Origin of the sequence: Rhizobium acaciae (genome assembly GCF_025941625.1) — a bacterium.
Lineage (GTDB): Bacteria > Pseudomonadota > Alphaproteobacteria > Rhizobiales > Rhizobiaceae > Rhizobium > Rhizobium acaciae.
In genome coordinates, this window is the sequence record NZ_JAPCZO010000006.1 from 140,711 (window position 1) to 157,110 (window position 16,400).

14 protein-coding genes and 1 pseudogene are annotated in these 16,400 nt (G+C 61.7%); 9 read left to right on the plus strand and 6 right to left on the minus strand.

Annotated features, from left to right (window positions below; translation table 11 throughout):
* Positions 1 to 41 precede the first annotated feature (41 nt).
* Positions 42 to 1,062 (minus strand): annotated as a pseudogene (locus OLZ32_RS11715) (substrate-binding domain-containing protein).
* 280 nt (positions 1,063 to 1,342) lie between these two features.
* On the opposite strand from OLZ32_RS11715, the gene OLZ32_RS11720 reads away from it, so the two are divergent.
* Positions 1,343 to 2,581, plus strand: a complete 1,239-nt coding sequence (locus tag OLZ32_RS11720) for a GAF domain-containing sensor histidine kinase (RefSeq protein ID WP_020046916.1) — start codon at positions 1,343 to 1,345, stop codon at positions 2,579 to 2,581.
* 13 nt (positions 2,582 to 2,594) lie between these two features.
* Positions 2,595 to 3,317: a response regulator transcription factor gene (locus OLZ32_RS11725; RefSeq protein ID WP_003562390.1), complete on the plus strand. Its 723-nt coding sequence runs from the start codon at positions 2,595 to 2,597 to the stop codon at positions 3,315 to 3,317.
* 57 nt (positions 3,318 to 3,374) lie between these two features.
* On the opposite strand, the gene OLZ32_RS11730 is transcribed toward OLZ32_RS11725, so the two are convergent.
* Positions 3,375 to 4,700: an aminotransferase-like domain-containing protein gene (locus OLZ32_RS11730; protein ID WP_264396140.1), complete on the minus strand. Its 1,326-nt coding sequence runs from the start codon at positions 4,698 to 4,700 to the stop codon at positions 3,375 to 3,377.
* Between the two features lie 98 nt (positions 4,701 to 4,798).
* Between OLZ32_RS11730 and OLZ32_RS11735 the strand changes: the two genes are divergently transcribed.
* From OLZ32_RS11735 to OLZ32_RS11765, 7 genes are all read left to right on the plus strand, one after another.
* Positions 4,799 to 5,761: a nitrate ABC transporter substrate-binding protein gene (locus tag OLZ32_RS11735; protein ID WP_264396141.1), complete on the plus strand. Its 963-nt coding sequence runs from the start codon at positions 4,799 to 4,801 to the stop codon at positions 5,759 to 5,761.
* Between the two features lie 52 nt (positions 5,762 to 5,813).
* Positions 5,814 to 6,704: an ABC transporter substrate-binding protein gene (locus OLZ32_RS11740; RefSeq protein ID WP_264396142.1), complete on the plus strand. Its 891-nt coding sequence runs from the start codon at positions 5,814 to 5,816 to the stop codon at positions 6,702 to 6,704.
* Complete coding sequence (locus OLZ32_RS11745; RefSeq protein ID WP_264396143.1) at positions 6,701 to 7,630, plus strand: amino acid ABC transporter permease; 930 nt, start codon at positions 6,701 to 6,703, stop codon at positions 7,628 to 7,630. Before OLZ32_RS11740 ends, OLZ32_RS11745 begins: the two co-directional genes overlap by 4 nt.
* Positions 7,627 to 8,406 (plus strand): amino acid ABC transporter ATP-binding protein, encoded by a 780-nt coding sequence (locus OLZ32_RS11750; protein WP_264396144.1) that lies wholly within the window; start codon positions 7,627 to 7,629, stop codon positions 8,404 to 8,406. The genes OLZ32_RS11745 and OLZ32_RS11750 overlap by 4 nt, the downstream gene beginning before the upstream one ends.
* Before the next feature lie 69 nt (positions 8,407 to 8,475).
* The gene (locus OLZ32_RS11755) at positions 8,476 to 9,666 is read left to right on the plus strand and encodes a M20 aminoacylase family protein (RefSeq protein ID WP_264396145.1); all 1,191 of its coding nucleotides are present in this window, start codon (positions 8,476 to 8,478) and stop codon (positions 9,664 to 9,666) included.
* A 115-nt stretch (positions 9,667 to 9,781) separates the two neighbouring features.
* On the plus strand, positions 9,782 to 10,261 hold the full coding sequence (locus OLZ32_RS11760; protein WP_017991706.1) for an MEKHLA domain-containing protein: 480 nt from the start codon (positions 9,782 to 9,784) through the stop codon (positions 10,259 to 10,261).
* A 147-nt stretch (positions 10,262 to 10,408) separates the two neighbouring features.
* Positions 10,409 to 12,523 carry a carboxy terminal-processing peptidase gene (locus tag OLZ32_RS11765; protein WP_003550668.1) on the plus strand — a complete coding sequence of 705 codons (2,115 nt, stop codon included), beginning with the start codon at positions 10,409 to 10,411 and terminating at the stop codon, positions 12,521 to 12,523.
* A 64-nt stretch (positions 12,524 to 12,587) separates the two neighbouring features.
* On the opposite strand, the gene OLZ32_RS11770 is transcribed toward OLZ32_RS11765, so the two are convergent.
* Genes OLZ32_RS11770 through OLZ32_RS11785 form a run of 4 tightly spaced genes read right to left on the minus strand, consistent with a single transcriptional unit; the run spans position 12,588 to position 16,391 of the window.
* Positions 12,588 to 13,589: an ABC transporter ATP-binding protein gene (locus tag OLZ32_RS11770; RefSeq protein ID WP_164047590.1), complete on the minus strand. Its 1,002-nt coding sequence runs from the start codon at positions 13,587 to 13,589 to the stop codon at positions 12,588 to 12,590.
* Positions 13,586 to 14,557 (minus strand): ABC transporter ATP-binding protein, encoded by a 972-nt coding sequence (locus OLZ32_RS11775; protein WP_264396146.1) that lies wholly within the window; start codon positions 14,555 to 14,557, stop codon positions 13,586 to 13,588. The genes OLZ32_RS11770 and OLZ32_RS11775 overlap by 4 nt, the downstream gene beginning before the upstream one ends.
* Positions 14,557 to 15,474: an ABC transporter permease gene (locus OLZ32_RS11780; protein WP_264396147.1), complete on the minus strand. Its 918-nt coding sequence runs from the start codon at positions 15,472 to 15,474 to the stop codon at positions 14,557 to 14,559. The genes OLZ32_RS11775 and OLZ32_RS11780 overlap by 1 nt, the downstream gene beginning before the upstream one ends.
* Positions 15,471 to 16,391 carry an ABC transporter permease gene (locus OLZ32_RS11785; protein WP_062941637.1) on the minus strand — a complete coding sequence of 307 codons (921 nt, stop codon included), beginning with the start codon at positions 16,389 to 16,391 and terminating at the stop codon, positions 15,471 to 15,473. The genes OLZ32_RS11780 and OLZ32_RS11785 overlap by 4 nt, the downstream gene beginning before the upstream one ends.
* Between the last annotated feature and the right edge of the window lie 9 nt (positions 16,392 to 16,400).

The following is a 16,400-nucleotide window of genomic DNA, read 5'->3' on the forward strand; positions in this document are numbered from 1 at the left end:
CCGCGCGACCTTTTGCGGCCGCGCGGCAGTCGCCGGGAGAATTACTTTGCCGACTCGATGACCTTGATTGCGTCTGCCTGCGTGTATTCCACGTTGGCGACGCCGCCGGCCTGGGTATTGGCGAGGTTGGTTTCGAGATTATCCTGGTCGATGCGCAGGAAGGGCACGACCAGGTCCTTCTTGACTTCCTTGCCGTCGAGGATCTGCTGCGCCACCCAGAAGGCAAGCGTCGAGACACCGGGCGCGATAGACACGGACATGGTCTCGTAGCCCTTCGCGTCCTTCTGCTCCTTCCACCACTTCAGTTCGTCTTCGCGGTTGCCCATGATAATGATCGGCATCTTTCGGTCGGTCGCGGCAATCGCCTGTGCGGCGCCATAGCCGTCACCGCCCGCCCTGCGTTACCACGCCGGCGATGTCGGGCAGGCTCGGCAGGATGCCGGCAACAGCCTTCTGCGCCACGTCCTGCGCCCAGTCGCCGTGAACGGAGCCGACAATCTTGAACTGCGGGAACTGCTTGACACCCTCGTGGATGCCCGCCGAGATTTCGTCGTCGACGAAGACACCGGCAAGGCCGCGGATCTCGAGCAGGTTGCCGCCGTCCGGAAGTTTCTTCGAAAGGTACTCGACTTCACTGCGGCCCATTTCCTTGAAGTTGACGGCGATACGCCAGGCGCAGGGTTCGGTGACGATGCCGTCGAAGGACACGACGGTGATGCCGGCATCGCAGGCTTCCTTGACCGCACCGTTCAGCGCCGTCGGCGAGGCAGCGTTCAGCACGATGGCGTCATAGCCCTGCAGGATCATGTTCTGGATCTGCGCGGCCTGCTCCGTCGCCTGGTTCTCGGCGGTGGTGAAAGGGTCGGCTGCGGCAACGGTGCCGGCCTTCACGGCTTCGCCCGTCACCTTGCCCCAGCTCGTCAGCATGGCTTGGCGCCACGAGTTGCCGGCATAGTTGTTGGAAAGGGCGATCTTCTTGGCCGATGTCTCGGCAAAGGCGGAAACGGGCATCGCGGCGCAAGCAATAGCGGCCGATGCCAGAAGCATCTTACGGATTGTCATGTCTTCCTCCCTGATGATCGCGCTGGTCGGCGGATCGCTTCACTCCTGCCTGCCCAATTGGGTCCGAGTGAAAATTGTTCTTGCACTGAGCTTCCTCCTCTCAGTAAGGGCAGGATGCGGGAGATCGACCGGCCTGTACAGGGGCAAGGCGGCAATCCGTTTGCGGGATTTGCGCAACAAGCTGCGGGTTTACGCAAGACGGCGGCGCTTCCGCGGGCGCTTACTGGGAAGGGGCGCGGCGGGTTGAGGAGCCTGCTGCCGCCTCGGGGAGGAACTGACGATGCTGCATCTCGTACCCGCAGCCATGTTCGACCATTATCTCGGCATTTCCCGGCTGCTCGCGGGCCAGCTCGACTTCCGCTCGGCTATCCGTTCCGTCGCGGCCGAGGTCGCCCATATCATCCCGCACGACCATCTCGATGTCTGTGTGCTGCTTGAGGGCGGCAATTATCACACAGCCTATGAAACGGGCATCGAGACCGCCTGGGGCGGCCTTGCCGGCGCGCCTGTTGTCAACAGCCCCATCCGCTCGCTGCTCTGGGGCGAGGTGGATTTTCTGCTGGCGGACGACGCCATGACCGACCCGCGTTTCCACTTCGAGGGCGCCTTCAAGCGGCCGATCGTCGAACAGTCGCTGAGAAGCCGCTTGCATGTGCCGATGAAAGTGCAGGGCACGATCATCGCGGCGCTTTCCTGTTCGTCGCACAGGGCGGGCGTCTATACGATGGAGGATATCGAACGCGCCCGCATCATCGCCGACCTGCTGACGCCCTATTTCTTCGCGCTGCAGGCGGCCGAGCAGGCGCAACGCTCGGCCATTGTCGAGGCAGAGGCCCGCGCCCGCGAGGAGGGGTTGCGGCAAGGTGCGCTGAAGCTTACCGAAGCCCTGGAGCAGGAACGCCAGCGCATCGGCATGGACCTGCACGACCAGACGCTCGCCGACCTGACGCGGCTCGCCCGCCGGATCGATCGGCTGTCGCGCAACGGCGAGGTGGCGCCCGAGGCGCTGGAGCCGATCTCGCGTTCCCTGCAGCATTGCATGCAGGATCTGCGGCAGATCATCGAGCAGGCAAAACCCTCCGTGCTCCAGCTCTTCGGCCTCGCCCAGGCAATCGAGCATCATCTGGACCGATCGACCCGCGACACGGGATCGGGGATCGAGTGGGGCCTTGTCGACGAGACACACGGCGCATTGGAGCGACTGGAACCGACCGTCAGCGTCGCGCTGTTCCGGATCGCCCAGGAGGCGATCAACAATGCGGTGCGCCATGCCGCGCCGCTGGCCGTCACGGTGCGGCTCGAGGCCGATGACGACCGGCTATCGATCGAAATCTCCGACGACGGAACCGGGCTTGCCAAGGCGCGGGGACGGATCGGCGGCGGCATCGACAATATGAAGACCCGCGCGCGGCTGATTTCGGCGCGGTTCACGACCGGCCCCGGCCACAACAATCGCGGGACTGTGGTGCGCGTCGTGCTACCGCTCGTACCGAACGACCCGCCGAGCGGGCCAAACTGAGGAGAAGGGCATGATGAAGGTTCTGATCGTCGAGGACGACCCGCTGCACCGGTCCTATCTGCACGAGGCGGTCAACGCGGCTCTGCCGGAATGCGACACGGTGATCGAGGCGGAGAACGGAACCGTCGGCGAGAAGCTCGCCCGCGACCACAAGTCGGCGCATATCGTCATGGACCTGCAGATGGCGAACCGCAACGGCATCGAGGCGGCGCGCACCATCTGGAAGGAGCGGCCGGAGACCCGCATCCTGTTCTGGTCGAATTACTCGGACGAGGCCTATGTGCGCGGCGTCTCGCGCATCGTGCCGGATGGCGCCGCCTATGGTTATGTGCTGAAATCCGCCTCCGACGAGCGGCTGAAGCTGGCGCTACGCTCGATCTTCATCGAGAGCCAGTGCGTCATCGACCGCGAGGTGCGGGGCCTGCAGCAGAAGAGCCTCGGCCAGACGAACGGCTTCACCGATTCCGAATACGAGATCCTCGTCGATATCGCGCTCGGCCTCACCGACCGGGCCATCGCCAAACGTCGGGGCCTTTCCCTGCGCAGCGTGCAGAACCGCCTGCAGCAGCTCTACGACAAGCTCGACGTCTACCAGAGCGCCGGCGACGACCACGAGGACGGCCGCTTCAATCTCCGCGCCCGCGCCGTCACCGTCGCTTTCCTGCGCAAACTCCTGAACTACAGCGCTCTGGAGCGGGCTGAGGCAGAGCTGCAGGAGTGGCTTGAGGGAAAGTAGTTTCCGGATTTGCGTGGAATGACGGGGGATCAGAGAGGCGGGCTGCGGCCCTGCCTTTCACGGCGCATGAGCCAGCGCGATCGCATCGGCGGCTTCCTCGCAGCGATCATTGAGCGTGCTGGTCGCGACACGGATATGACTGCTTGGCAGGACGGAGAATTTGCTGCCCGGATTGACCGCGATATTGCGTGCGGCGAGCGTCACCATCGCGAATGGTTCGGAGACGACGGGCACCCAGAGGCACAGGCCCTGACCCGGCGGTACCGGTATTCCCCGTTCGCTGAGTGCATCGGCAAGAGCGTCACGCCTCTGCTGATAGATCTCGCGCGCCTCGCCGATAAGCTGCCAGGTTGCCGGATCGCGCAATAGCCAAGCGGCGGCACCTTGCAGGATACGGCTGGTCCAGCCGGCGCTGAAGGAACGGTAAGACTGGATCTGGTCGACGATCGGCGCGGAACTCGACAGGACCGCGAGACGCAGATCCGGGCCGAGGCTTTTCGAGAGTGAGAGAATATGGATCGTCCGCTCCGCAAATCGGCCGGCCAGCGACTGCGGAGGTGCCGCCGACACGTCGCCGACGCCGTCATCCTCGATGATAAGCGTATCGCTGTCTTCCAGCACATCTCCTAGCTGATCGAGGCGAGATGAACTGACCGTAACGCCGGTCACCGAATGCAGCCGCGGCTGGAACAGAAAAGCCGCCGGACGTTGCTGCAATGCTTCGCGCAGCGAATCCGGCAAGGGGCCTTCGCCGTCGCAGGCGACAGGGATGATTTTTACGCCGAGGTCTTCCAGAATATCGAGCAGCCGCATCGCGGTCGGATGTTCGATCGCGACCGACGAACCCGAGGAAACCAGCGCATGCAATATCGTATAGACGGCGTTATAACCGCCGTTGGTGGCCAGAAAGGCTTCCGCCTCGTAAGGCCATCGCTCTGAAACGGCGTCCTTCAACTCAGGGACGATCCGGCTCCGTTCATAGCTGTTGAGGTCGGCGGCTGACGCGCCATAGGCCATTGCCTCGGCGAGGCGCGGAAGCAATGCTGCATCCGGTCCGGCTAAGGTGAGGTCGAGCACACCCGCCGCATAATTTCCCGAGCTGGCGAGACGTTCCGGCTTGGCGACAAAGCGGTCGCCGCTGACCCAGGTGCCGTTGCGCCCCCGGCCGCTGATGATCTTCTGGCGCCGCAATTCGCTCCAGGCTTCGGAGATCGTTGCCGGACTGACATGCAATTCGTAAGCGATATCGCGGATCGCCGGCAGGCGCGTCCCAATGGGCAGGACACCGGCACGGATCAATGCGCTGGTTTCGAGAGCGATCCCCCGGATGCTGCGGTCGGCTATTTTTTCAGCAAACCAGGAGGCTTCGACCGTATCGCTCATTTTTCTCTCACTTTAAATGTTCAATAACGTAATAACATTTGTACTCTCTATTTTGAACATTTAATTTGCCACTCGTCGAGCAATTTTGTGAGTTTTGCATGCCTGTGACGCTTCGCATCGCCCTCCGGGACTGGGATTACATGACACCGCTCGTGCTCGGTGACGTCAGTTCTTCCCGTCTCGATATCAAGGTGGATCGTGTGGGCACGCTGGTCTCGAGCCTCGCCGATGACGCAACGCATGACGCTGCGGAAATGTCCTTCAGCCGCTATTCCCAGATGCGTCATGATGGCGATGATCGGGTCATTGGCATGCCGAACTTCATCATGCGCGGCTTCCGCCATCGCTGCATCATCACCACAAAGGATAGTCCGATCCGCAAGCTCTCCGATCTGGCCGGCAAGAACATCGGCGTGACGGGCTGGCGCGATTCCGGAAATACCTGGACCCGTGCTGCGCTGCGCCGGGAAGGCGTCGGCGTCGAGGATGCCATGTGGTATGCCGGGCGCCTGACGGAGGCTCATCCGATCGTCGATCGGCTCGATGGTTTCGGACGGCCCGGGCGCATCGAGGCTGCTCCCGGCGAGCGCCCGATGGTCGATCTTCTGATCGATGGCGGGCTCGATGCTGTGTTCACACCTTTCATGCCGAAGGGCTTCTTCGATCAGGAATCGCCGCTCCGCCAGGTGCTGGATGATTTTCGCGCCGCGGAAGTCGCTTACCTCAATGAGGTTGGTTATGTGCCGGGCATGCATCTAATCGGCTTCAAGGCTGATATCGTCCAGGAGCACCCCTGGATCATGGATGAACTCAGCGCGCTGATCGACGAGTCCCAGCGCCTCTGGCTGGAGAAGCGCGAGAAATACGCCGACACCACGCCGTGGATGATCGACGAGCTGCGCCGCTGCGCGGCCGAGCTGCCGCCGACCTGGAGGGCCAGCGGATTTGCCGAGAACGAGGCGATGATCGCCGACTTCGCCGAGGAACTTTACGAACAGAAGATCATGCCGCGGCTTTTGACGCCCGCCGAATTCTTTCCGCGGCACGCCAAGGCCCGGTGAAAGCTACCCATCGTTGACCACCAAATTAGCAAACCAAAAAAAGGGGAATGACATGCATTTGAAACTGATCGCTTCCGCCGCCCTGATGGGCCTGATGATGACGACGTCGGTCTTCGCTCAGGAGGCGGCCGCACCAAAGCAGACCGTCAACGACGCTCTTCGCGCCCGCCTGCCGGAGAAGATCCGCACAGACGGCAAGATGATCTCCGTCAACAACGGTTCCTTTCCTCCCTATGAGATCGTCACCGGTACGAAATTGACCGGCGCCAGCGCTGATCTGACCGATGCGATCGGCCAGATGCTAGGCGTTACGATCGAGCACGAAACCGTCAGCGGGTTGAGCGCCTTGCTCGCCGGCATCAATTCCGGCCGATACCAGTTCGCCTTCGGCCCGATCGGTGACTTCAAGACCCGTGAAGAGGCCAATGATTTCATCGACTGGGTTCAGGAATACGTGGTCTTCTCCGTCCAGAAGGGCAATCCGAAGGCCATCACCTCGCTCGACAGCGCCTGCGGCAATCGCATCGCCGTCATGGCCGGCGGCTCCGCCGAAAAGGTAATCCAAGCCCAGGTCGAAAAGTGCAAGACGGCGGGCAAGCCCGCGCCCGAAGTGCAGTCCTACACCGACCAGCCGAGCTCGATCCTAGCGGTCCGCTCCAAACGCGCCGATGCCTTCTTCTCCTCGCAGGCGCCGCTGACCTATTTCGTGTCCCAGGCAAACGGCCAGCTGGAATTGAGCGGCGTCGGCCAGAAAAACGGGTTCGAGGATCTCTATCAAGGCGCCGTCGTGCCGAAGGGCTCGCCGCTCGGCCCCGTTCTGCTCGACTCGATCAAGGCGTTGATGGATAACGGCGCTTATGCCGCCATCATGAAGAAATGGGGTCTTGAGAACAACATGATCAAGCAGCCCGGCCTCAATCTTGGTGGAGCCCTGCCGAAATGAGCAATGACCGCACGACTGCCGCACCGCCTTTGGGCGGTGCGGATATCAGGGATGTTGCCCACGCCCACAAGCCTTTTCAAACAGGCCGGCTCGTCCTGTGGGTGGTCGTGCTCCTGACTGCCGCGAACTTCCTATGGATCGTCGCCCATAACGAAAATTTCGGCTGGCCTGTCGTCGCGGCCTATTTCTTCGATCCGACTGTTATCAACGGCCTTTACGTCAGCTTGGGGCTGACGGTGGTCGCGATGGCCATCGGCATCGTGCTCGGCCTCGGACTAGCGATCGCCCGGCTGTCGAATGACCGGCTCGCACGTTCGCTGGCGTCGCTGTTCATCTGGTTCTTTCGCGGCACGCCGCTCCTGGTGCAGCTGATCTTCTGGTACAATCTCTCGACCCTCTTTCCCGAACTTTCGATCGCCGTTCCGTTCGGCCCGACGCTGGCCAGCTGGGAGACCAATTCGGTGATTACGCCGATGACGGCGGCAATCGTCGGCTTGGCCTTGAACGAAGCGGCCTACATGGCCGAGATCATTCGTGGCGGCCTGCTCTCGGTCGATCGCGGCCAGTTCGAGACGGCGGAAGCCTTCGGCATGACCAAGGCGAGGGCGCTGTGGCGGATCATCATTCCGCAGGCGATGCGCTCGATCGTGCCGCCGACGGGCAACCAGCTGATCAGCATGATCAAGGCAACCTCGCTCGTCAGCGTCATCGCCATGGCCGATCTGCTCTATTCCGTCCAGTCGATCTACAATCGCACCTTCGAGATCGTACCGATGCTGCTGGTCGCGGTCCTCTGGTACCTCTTCATCACGTCGATCCTCAATCTCGGCCAGAGCTATATCGAGGCCTATTACGGCCGCAGCGAACGGCGCAACAATGTCGCTGTCGCCAAATCCGAGACCCTTGTCGAGGAGGCAAGCCATTGACCGCTGCCGAAATTGCAAGACCTCTCGTCAGAGCCCGCAACGTCCACAAGTCCTTCGACCAGCTCGAAGTGCTGAAGGGGATCGACCTCGACGTCATGCCGGGTGAAGTCGTCGTCGTGCTCGGCCCGTCCGGGTCGGGAAAATCGACCTTCCTGCGCTGCATCAACCATCTCGAAGCGATCAATAAGGGGTTCATCGAAGTCGATGGCGAACAGATCGGTTACCGCCTTCGCAAAGACCGGCTGGAAAAGCTGTCCAGCAACAAGATCGCCAGCCAGCGGCGCAAGATCGGCATGGTGTTCCAGCAGTTCAATCTCTATCCGCATATGACGGTGCTGCAAAACATCGTCGAGGCGCCGATCGGCGTGCACGGAGAAAGCCGCAACGCCGCAACCGAGAACGCCCTGCGGCTTTTGGAGCGGGTGGGTCTGTCGGAAAAGGCGGGCAGCTATCCCCGCCAGCTCTCCGGCGGTCAGCAGCAGCGCGTCGCCATCGCCCGTGCCCTGGCGATCAAGCCGAAGCTGATGCTGTTCGATGAGCCGACCTCGGCGCTCGACCCGGAACTCGTCGGCGAAGTTCTCTCCACCATGCGCGATCTCGCCAAACAGGGCCTGACGATGATCGTCGTGACCCACGAGATCGGTTTTGCCCGTGAGGCGGCCGATCGGGTCGTGTTCATGGACGGCGGCAATGTCGTCGAGATGGGCAAGCCCGAGGATGTCATCGGCAATCCGCAACATTCCCGCACCCAGGCTTTTCTCGCCCGTTTTCTCTGACTGGTGTCAATCGGTTGCTTCGCCCTCGGGGGCGAAGCAATGCTCTTTCGGCCAAGACTGGATATTCTCATGCCCACGCTCGACAATGCCTATGCCCGCGTTTCCGATTTCGAAGCCATGGAGGCGGAGCTGAAGGCGACCCGCCAGCACCTGCACGCCCATCCGGAACTCTCCTTCGAGGAAGCGGAAACGGCGCGTTACGTCGCGGAAAAGCTGGAAGGCTGGGGTTATGACGTGACCCGCAATGTCGGCGGTCACGGCGTTGTCGCCCGGCTCAGCGCCGGCAAGGGCAGCAAGGGCATCGCCATCCGCGCCGATATGGATGCACTGCCGATCGTCGAGGAAACCGGACTTGCCTATGCCAGCGGCACCCCCGGCAAGATGCATGCCTGCGGCCATGACGGCCACACGGCCGTGCTGCTTGGTGCCGCCGAATATCTCGCCCGCACCCGCCGTTTCAACGGCACGGTGACGCTGATCTTCCAGCCGGCGGAAGAGGCGAGCAAGAATAGTGGCGCCCAGGCGATGATCGCCGACGGCCTGTTCGAGCGGTTTCCGTTCGACGCCATCTTTGGCCTCCACAACCATCCCGGCGCTCCCGAAGGCACCATCCTGCTGCGATCCGGCCCGATGATGGCGGCCTCGGATACCGTGGAGATTACCATCACGGGCAAAGGCGGCCATGCCTCGCGGCCGCACCTGACCGTTGATCCCGTGGTCGTGGCGTGCAACCTCGTCGTCTCGCTGCAGACCATCATCTCGCGCAACCTCGATCCGACCCAGACGGCGGTCATCACCGTCGGCACGATCCATGCCGGCGATGCCGTCAACGTCATTCCGGAATATGCCAGGCTCGCATTGAGCGTGCGCTCCTTCGAGCCCGGCATTCGCGACCTCCTGCAGGAACGCATCACCAAGCTCGCCCGCTCGGTGGCAGAAGGGCACAATGCTTCCATCGAGATCGACTACGATCGCGGCAATCCTGTTGTCGTCAATTCGCCTGCCGAGACGGATTTTGCCCGGATCGTCGCGATGGAACTGATCGGCGAAGACAAGGTCGCGACGTGCCCGCTCATTCCCGGCAGCGAGGATTTCTCGCACTTTCTCGAGCACAAGCCGGGCAGTTTCCTGCGTCTCGGCAATGGCATGAATTCCGCCATCCTGCATAGCGCCAAATATGACTTCGCCGATGCCAGCCTGACGGTTGGCGCAGCCATGTGGGCAAGGCTCGCGGAACGGTACCTCCAGGATGACGCTTGAAGTCCGGTCGCCCAGCTTGACCGCGTCGCATTTGGAGCTTGCACTTTCTGTAGCGCAAAAGGATTTTGTAGCGAGACCATCACGTCAACATCTCTCGCAATCCAGGATGCGCAGCATGATTGCCGACTATAACGACGCCGGGCTCGACTTGTCCTACGATCTCGAATTTTACGCATTGATGGCGGAAAGCTTCGAACGAAGCGTGGGACGCAGCCTGACGCCGGAAGGCGAGGGTGCTGAATGGCTCTACGACCAGTCGCCGGCAGTTGTTCTTGCCCACAACACCGACGCCGATCCGCGCTTCATCTACGCCAACCGCGCGGCCCAGGCCTGCTTTGAATATTCATGGGACGAGTTCGTCACTTTGCCATCGCGTCTTTCGGCGGAGGCGCCCGATCGCGCCGAACGCGAGAGGTTATTGAATGCCGTGGCGGCCAACGGCTTTATCGCCGACTACCGCGGACTTCGCATCGCCAAGTCAGGGCGGCGTTTCTACATCGAAAAAGCCATCGTTTGGGATCTCGTCGACCGCAGCGGGTGCCGTCGCGGTCAGGCTGCGACATTCGATTCCTGGCAAGACGTGCAGGCGGATTGAGCGCCGGCTGCGGAGACCCCAACCACGCGCCGGATATGTCTGCAGCTTTGCAAACCATGTCGTTTGCCATTTGGTTGCCAAAAAACCATGATTGCGTCACATAGATCGCACATCGACACTCGGCATCAAGAATTGGATCAACGCTGAATGCGCATAGCCTACTTTTTCCTTGGTGCATTTCTTGCAATTGCACAGTCCGCATATGCTGAAGTCGCATCACCGCCTCTTTTGGCTCCGCTAAAGCGACAGGCGCAAGCCGCTGAGTTGAGCGCGCAATTTCTTTCGCGGTATAGCTACAAGCCCGTCCCACTCGACGACGCCTTGTCAGCCAGGATCATGGATGGGTTCATCAAGTCACTTGATCCGGATCGCATGCTCTTCCTGCAAGCCGACATCGACGGATTCATGTCCGACCGCAGCGAGATCGATGATGCCATCGAGGATAAGGACTTGAAGATCCCGTTTGCGATCTTCAAAGCGTATCAGCAGCGCGTTGTCGACCGCATGAACTATGCGCGCAACCTGCTTAAGCAAGGCTTCGATTTCAGCGCGCAGGAAAATTATTCGGTGCTGCGCGATAAAGCGCCGTGGCCGCAGTCGGAGGCCGAGAGCAATGAGCTTTGGCGCAAGCGCGTCAAGAGCGACTGGTTGCGGTTGAAACTGGGCGGCCAAAACGACGCGGCCATTCGCGAAACACTCGACAAACGTTATGAAAACACGCTCGAGCGCGCTTACAAGTTTAAAAGCGACGACGTTTTCCAATCGTTCATGGACGCCTACGCAACCTCGATTGACCCGCACACGGACTATTTCGGTACGGCCGCTTCAGCCGACTTCAATGTCTCGATGAAGCTTTCGCTGTTTGGTATCGGTGCGGTCCTGCAGGAGCGCGACGACTACACGACGATCCGCGAGCTCGTTCCTGGCGGACCGGCGCAGCTGTCCGGCAAGCTCGCGGTCGGAGACCGCATTACCGGCGTTGGTCAAGGCAAGGATGGGGCGATCAAGGACGTGGTGGGCACGCGCCTTGATGAAGTCGTGCAGATGATACGCGGAAAAAAAGGCTCCGTCGTGCGGCTGGACATCCTGCCGGCAGATGCCGGAGCTGATGGCACGCATCGGGTCATCAACTTGGTGCGCGATAAAATCAGTCTCGACAAGCAGGCCGCCAGGAAGACTGTGCTGTCCGTGAAGGCGGGCGACGCGACGCGTAAAATCGGGATCATCACGCTGCCGGTATTCTATGAGGATTTTGAAGCCAAGCGCAAAGGAGACCAGGATTACAAAAGCGCAAGCCGCGATGTCGCCAAGCTTCTCGACGAACTGAAACAAGAAAAGGTCGACAGCGTTCTCATTGACCTGCGCAACAATGGCGGTGGTTCATTGGACGAGGCGATCGATTTGACCGGCCTGTTCATCGGCAATGGCCCGGTCGTTCAGCAACGCGGCAGCGATGGCAAAGTCGAAGTGAGGAGCTCGGATCTTGCGGCGCCTGTCTGGACAGGCCCGGTGGGTGTCCTGATCAATCGCGGATCGGCTTCGGCGTCGGAGATTTTTGCCGCGGCAATCCAGGATTACGGTCGAGGCGTGATCGTCGGCGAACCCAGTTTCGGGAAGGGCACCGTTCAGACCGTCGTCGATCTTGACCGGATCGTCCGCAACAGCAAACCCGAGTTGGGGGAGCTGAAGGTGACGATTGCCCAGTTTTTCCGGGTCAACGGCGGGACGACGCAGCTGCACGGCGTAACGCCCGATATCGGCTTGCCAGGACTTTCCGATCCGACGAGCTTCGGCGAGACCAGTTATGACAATGCCCTGCCGTGGGCTCAGATCAAACCTGCGAAATACACGGCCGCCGACACTGTCACGACGTTGCTGCCGACATTGCAAAGCCGCCATGATGCGCGGATTGAGAGCGATCCGGACTTCCAACGCCTGATAAAAGACATTGCCGACCTCAAGGCGCAGCGGGAAAAAGGAATTGTTTCCCTCAATGAAGCCGAACGTCGCAAAGAAGCGACGGCGCGCGAGAAACGGTTCAAGGATCGAGCGCAAGCAAGCGGTGGCGAGGATCTTGGAGATGACGGCCTGGAGGCAGGCGAGCGCAGCCTGAGCGCTGATATTGCCATCGAGAATGCCCGCAAGAACGCAAAAGACGTCCTGCTCGACGAGGCCGCCGCCATTCTTGCCGACGAGGCGGATCTGCAGCAAGGCGTGCTGAACGCAGCCACCAAACAATCAGGAAACACGAACGGAAAATAATCGTCGATGACCGGCGCAACGGTGTGCGCAGCTTTGCGATCACCTTGGCATGATCGGCCTGGGTTCAGGTCCTTTCAAGGCGAGGGATTTCGTTGGCGATTTCCGCATCGGCGTGATGACAGGCGGTCAGAAGACCAGGTGCTGCCGTTCGCGCGGTCAGGGCAGGCTCCTGTTCTGCGCAGATCGACGTCGCTTTCCAGCAACGCGTTCGAAAACGGCATCCGCTGGGCGGATTTGCGGGGCTCGGCAGATCGCCCTGCAGAACGATGCGCTTGCGCTGCGCGCGACGCCTCGGATCCGGTGTCGGGACCGCCGACATCAGGGCCTGCGTGTAGGGATGAGCCGCTGCGCTGAAAATCGATTGCTTCGGCCCCGTTTCGATGATCTTGCCGAGATACATGACCATTACACGGTCCGAGACATGCCGCACGACGGCGAGATCATGCGCGACGAACAGCATCGCCAGATTACGCTCGCGCCTCAGTCCGGCGAGCAGGTTGATCACCTGCGCCTGGACCGAGACGTCGAGGGCTGAGACAGGCTCGTCGCAGACAAGAAGTGTCGGATTAAGCGCAAGAGCGCGGGCAATGCCAAGGCGCTGCCGCTGGCCGCCTGAAAATTCCGAGGGATAACGGTCCGCATGCTCGGCGCGCAGCCCGACGGATTCGAGCAGCTTGACCGTCTCTTCACGCCAGCTGCTCTTGGGCACGACCCCCGGGTGCAATGCCCAGGGTTCGGAAATCAGCCGGTCGACCCGCATGCGGGGATTGAGCGACTGGTAAGGATCCTGGAAAACGACCTGCATCTTGCGGCGCAATTCATGCAGCCGCCGGCCGCTGGCTGTCGTAATGTCCACGCCGTCGAGCAAAGCGCTGCCGCTTGTCGCCGGTCCGAGCTTCAAGAGCGTCCGAACCAGCGAGGTTTTGCCGCAGCCGCTTTCGCCGACGAGGCCGAGGGTCTCTCCCTTGGCAATCTCGAAGCTGACATCGTCGACGGCACGCACCGGCGCCGAGGCGCTGCCGAAGTGCCGGGAAAGGTTTTGGACCTTGAGCAGAGGTTCGATCATACTGGTGATACCGGGAAGTGGCAGGCGGCCTGGCGGCCCGGCCCTACGGTTTCAAGAGAGGGGACGACCTCGGCACAGAGCCCTTCGGCGCGTGGACAGCGGGTTCTGAATGTGCAGCCGGAAGGCAGGGCGACAGGATTGGGTGCTGAGCCGGGGATCGGCACCAATTCGTCTTCATCCGTGTCCATGCGCGGCTGCGAGGCAAGCAATCCGACGCTGTAGGGATGCCGTGCATCTTCGAACAGTTCGAAGACGCTTGCGGTCTCGACGACGCGGCCGGCATACATGACGGCGACGCGATCGGCGAGTTCGGCGACGACGCCGAGATCATGGGTGATGAAGATCATGCCGGCATCGCTGCGTTTGCGGATCGTCTCCAGAAGATCGACCACCTGCGCCTGGATCGTGACGTCGAGCGCCGTCGTCGGCTCGTCTGCGATGATGACATCCGGTTCCAGTGCCACGGCCATGGCGATCATGATGCGTTGGCGCATGCCGCCCGAAAACTCATGCGGATATTGCCTGGCACGGCTTTCAGGGTCGGGAATGCCGATGGCCGTCAAAAGGTCGATCACGGCTTTTTCGACACCGCCTTCCGGAGTACGGCCGTGGATGCGGAACATTTCAGCGATCTGCCAGCCCACGGAATAGACCGGGTTGAGCGCTGCGAGCGCATCCTGAAAGATCAGCGCGATCCGGTCGCCGCAAAGATCGCGCCGTTCGTTCCGCGAGAGCTGCAACAGCTCGACACCGTCGAAGCGGATCGATCCTTGATTGATTTCGCCCGGCGGGTTGGGAACGAGATCCATGATGGCCGATGCGGTCACCGACTTGCCGGAGCCGCTTTCGCCAAGAAGCGCCAGGACCTCTCCACGCTCGAGCGAGAAGGAAACGCCGTTGAGCGCCAGGATGCGGCCGGCGGCCGTATCGAAACTGACCTGCAAGTCCTTGACTTCGAGAAGAGCCATCAGCGCCTCCGGTTGACAAGACGCCAGTGCTGCGACGGGTCATTGACGATCCGGAACCAGTTGGCGAGGAGATTGAAGGACATGGTCGTGAGCATCACAGCCAGGCCAGGGAAAAAGCCCAGCCACCAGGCGGATGACAGATATCCCTGGCCCTGCGCCACCATCAGACCCCAGCTCACGGCAGGCGGCTGGATGCCGAGACCGAGATAGCTCAGCCCGGATTCGAACAACATGACCATGGCGAGATTGACCGAGGCGAGCGTCAGCATCGTGGGAGCGACGCTGGGGAGAATGTGATTGCGCAATATCCAGACAGGCCCGCCGCCGAAGACGCGCGCCGCATCAACGAAAAGCCTCTCCCGGACTTCCAGAGTTTCGGCTCTTGCGACGCGGATATAGGCAGGCATGCGGGTAACGGCGAGCACGATGATGAGGTTGCCGACGCTCGGGCCGAACAGGTAGAGCCCGAAGAGCGCCACCAGCAGCGTCGGGAAACCCAGGATGATGTCGCACACCCGCATGACAAGGTTGCCGATGATGCCACCGAAGTAACCGGCGATCACGCCGAGCAGCGTTCCGCCGATCAGGCTCGTCAGAACAGTCACCAGCGCTATGCCGATCGTTGTCGATGCCGCCTGAATGAGGCGAACGAGGAGCGGGCGCCCGAGGGCGTCGGCGCCCAGCCACAATGTCCAGGACTGGCCGAGGTCGAAGGGCGGCAGGTTGCGCGCCTTCAGCGAAATGCGGTTTTCGCCCAGCAGCGACGATGCGTCCGCAAGGATGGCAAGGACGACGATCAGCAGCCAGATTGTCGCAGCGACCGCCATCGGGTCGCCTGCGAGCGCGCGCATGAACCACAAGATGCGGCGGCTTCGGCGCTCGCGGGCAGGGAGGAAGTCGGCGGACGTGTTGGTCATTCGACCCTCACGCGCGGATCGATCGAGGCATAGAGCATGTCGACCAGGATATTGATGAAGAAGATGACGACGGCGACCGCGAAGATCGATGCCTGGACGATCGCGAAATCGCGCTTGAGGATGCCGTCGATCAGCAGCTTGCCGATGCCGGGAAACCCGAAAACAACCTCGACGACGCCACCGCCGCCGGCGAACTGGGCGGCGAGGTCACCGGTCACGGTCACCGCGGGCAAGAGGGCATTGCGCAGCGCATGCACGAAGGTAACCCGGCCGCCGCGCGCGCCCTTGGCCCGCGCAGTCCGGACAAATGTCGCGTTCAGTGCTTCGATCATCGAGCCGCGGACGATCTGCACCAGCGTCCCGAACGGTCGGGCAAAAAGACAGGCAACCGGCAGGATCCAATAGATCGGACCGCCGAAACCCGATGTCGGCAGAATGCGCAAGGTAACGGCAAACAGCAGGACGCCCATCAGCCCGAGCCAGAAATCCGGCACGCTGGCCGCTGCCTGCGACAGCACGTTAATAGCCCGGTCGATCCAGCCGCCGGCATTCACAGCGGCAATCGATCCAATAATGACGGCAGCGATGAAGGCCAGGGTCAAGGCAATGGCACCGAGCGCCAGCGTATTCGGCAACGCCTCCAGGACAACGTCCATGGCCGGGCGGTTGTGCCAAAGCGACGTGCCGAAATCGAGGCTCAGCATGTCGCCGGCCCAATCGAGGAATTGCCACGGGAGGGAGCGATCGAGGCCGAGACGGACGCGCATGGCTTCGCGGGCCGCATCCGAGGCATCGACGGGCAGGTAGAGATTGACGGGATCACCCGTCAACCGCACCAGGAAGAAGGCGGATGTCATCAATGCTGCAAGTGCGAGTGCCGCAAAGGCTGCACGTTTCAGGAAGTAGGTGAAGGACATCCGCTCTCC

Coding starts and splice junctions, on each gene's coding strand:
- OLZ32_RS11775 (WP_264396146.1), bottom strand. CDS start 14,557: ATGGCTCTTCTCGAAGTCAAGGACTTGCAGGTCAGTTTCGATACGGCC.
- OLZ32_RS11780 (WP_264396147.1), bottom strand. CDS start 15,474: ATGACCAACACGTCCGCCGACTTCCTCCCTGCCCGCGAGCGCCGAAGC.
- OLZ32_RS11745 (WP_264396143.1), top strand. CDS start 6,701: ATGAGCAATGACCGCACGACTGCCGCACCGCCTTTGGGCGGTGCGGAT.
- OLZ32_RS11765 (WP_003550668.1), top strand. CDS start 10,409: ATGCGCATAGCCTACTTTTTCCTTGGTGCATTTCTTGCAATTGCACAG.
- OLZ32_RS11740 (WP_264396142.1), top strand. CDS start 5,814: ATGCATTTGAAACTGATCGCTTCCGCCGCCCTGATGGGCCTGATGATG.
- OLZ32_RS11720 (WP_020046916.1), top strand. CDS start 1,343: ATGCTGCATCTCGTACCCGCAGCCATGTTCGACCATTATCTCGGCATT.
- OLZ32_RS11725 (WP_003562390.1), top strand. CDS start 2,595: ATGAAGGTTCTGATCGTCGAGGACGACCCGCTGCACCGGTCCTATCTG.
- OLZ32_RS11785 (WP_062941637.1), bottom strand. CDS start 16,391: ATGTCCTTCACCTACTTCCTGAAACGTGCAGCCTTTGCGGCACTCGCA.
- OLZ32_RS11730 (WP_264396140.1), bottom strand. CDS start 4,700: ATGAGCGATACGGTCGAAGCCTCCTGGTTTGCTGAAAAAATAGCCGAC.
- OLZ32_RS11760 (WP_017991706.1), top strand. CDS start 9,782: ATGATTGCCGACTATAACGACGCCGGGCTCGACTTGTCCTACGATCTC.
- OLZ32_RS11755 (WP_264396145.1), top strand. CDS start 8,476: ATGCCCACGCTCGACAATGCCTATGCCCGCGTTTCCGATTTCGAAGCC.
- OLZ32_RS11735 (WP_264396141.1), top strand. CDS start 4,799: ATGCCTGTGACGCTTCGCATCGCCCTCCGGGACTGGGATTACATGACA.
- OLZ32_RS11770 (WP_164047590.1), bottom strand. CDS start 13,589: ATGATCGAACCTCTGCTCAAGGTCCAAAACCTTTCCCGGCACTTCGGC.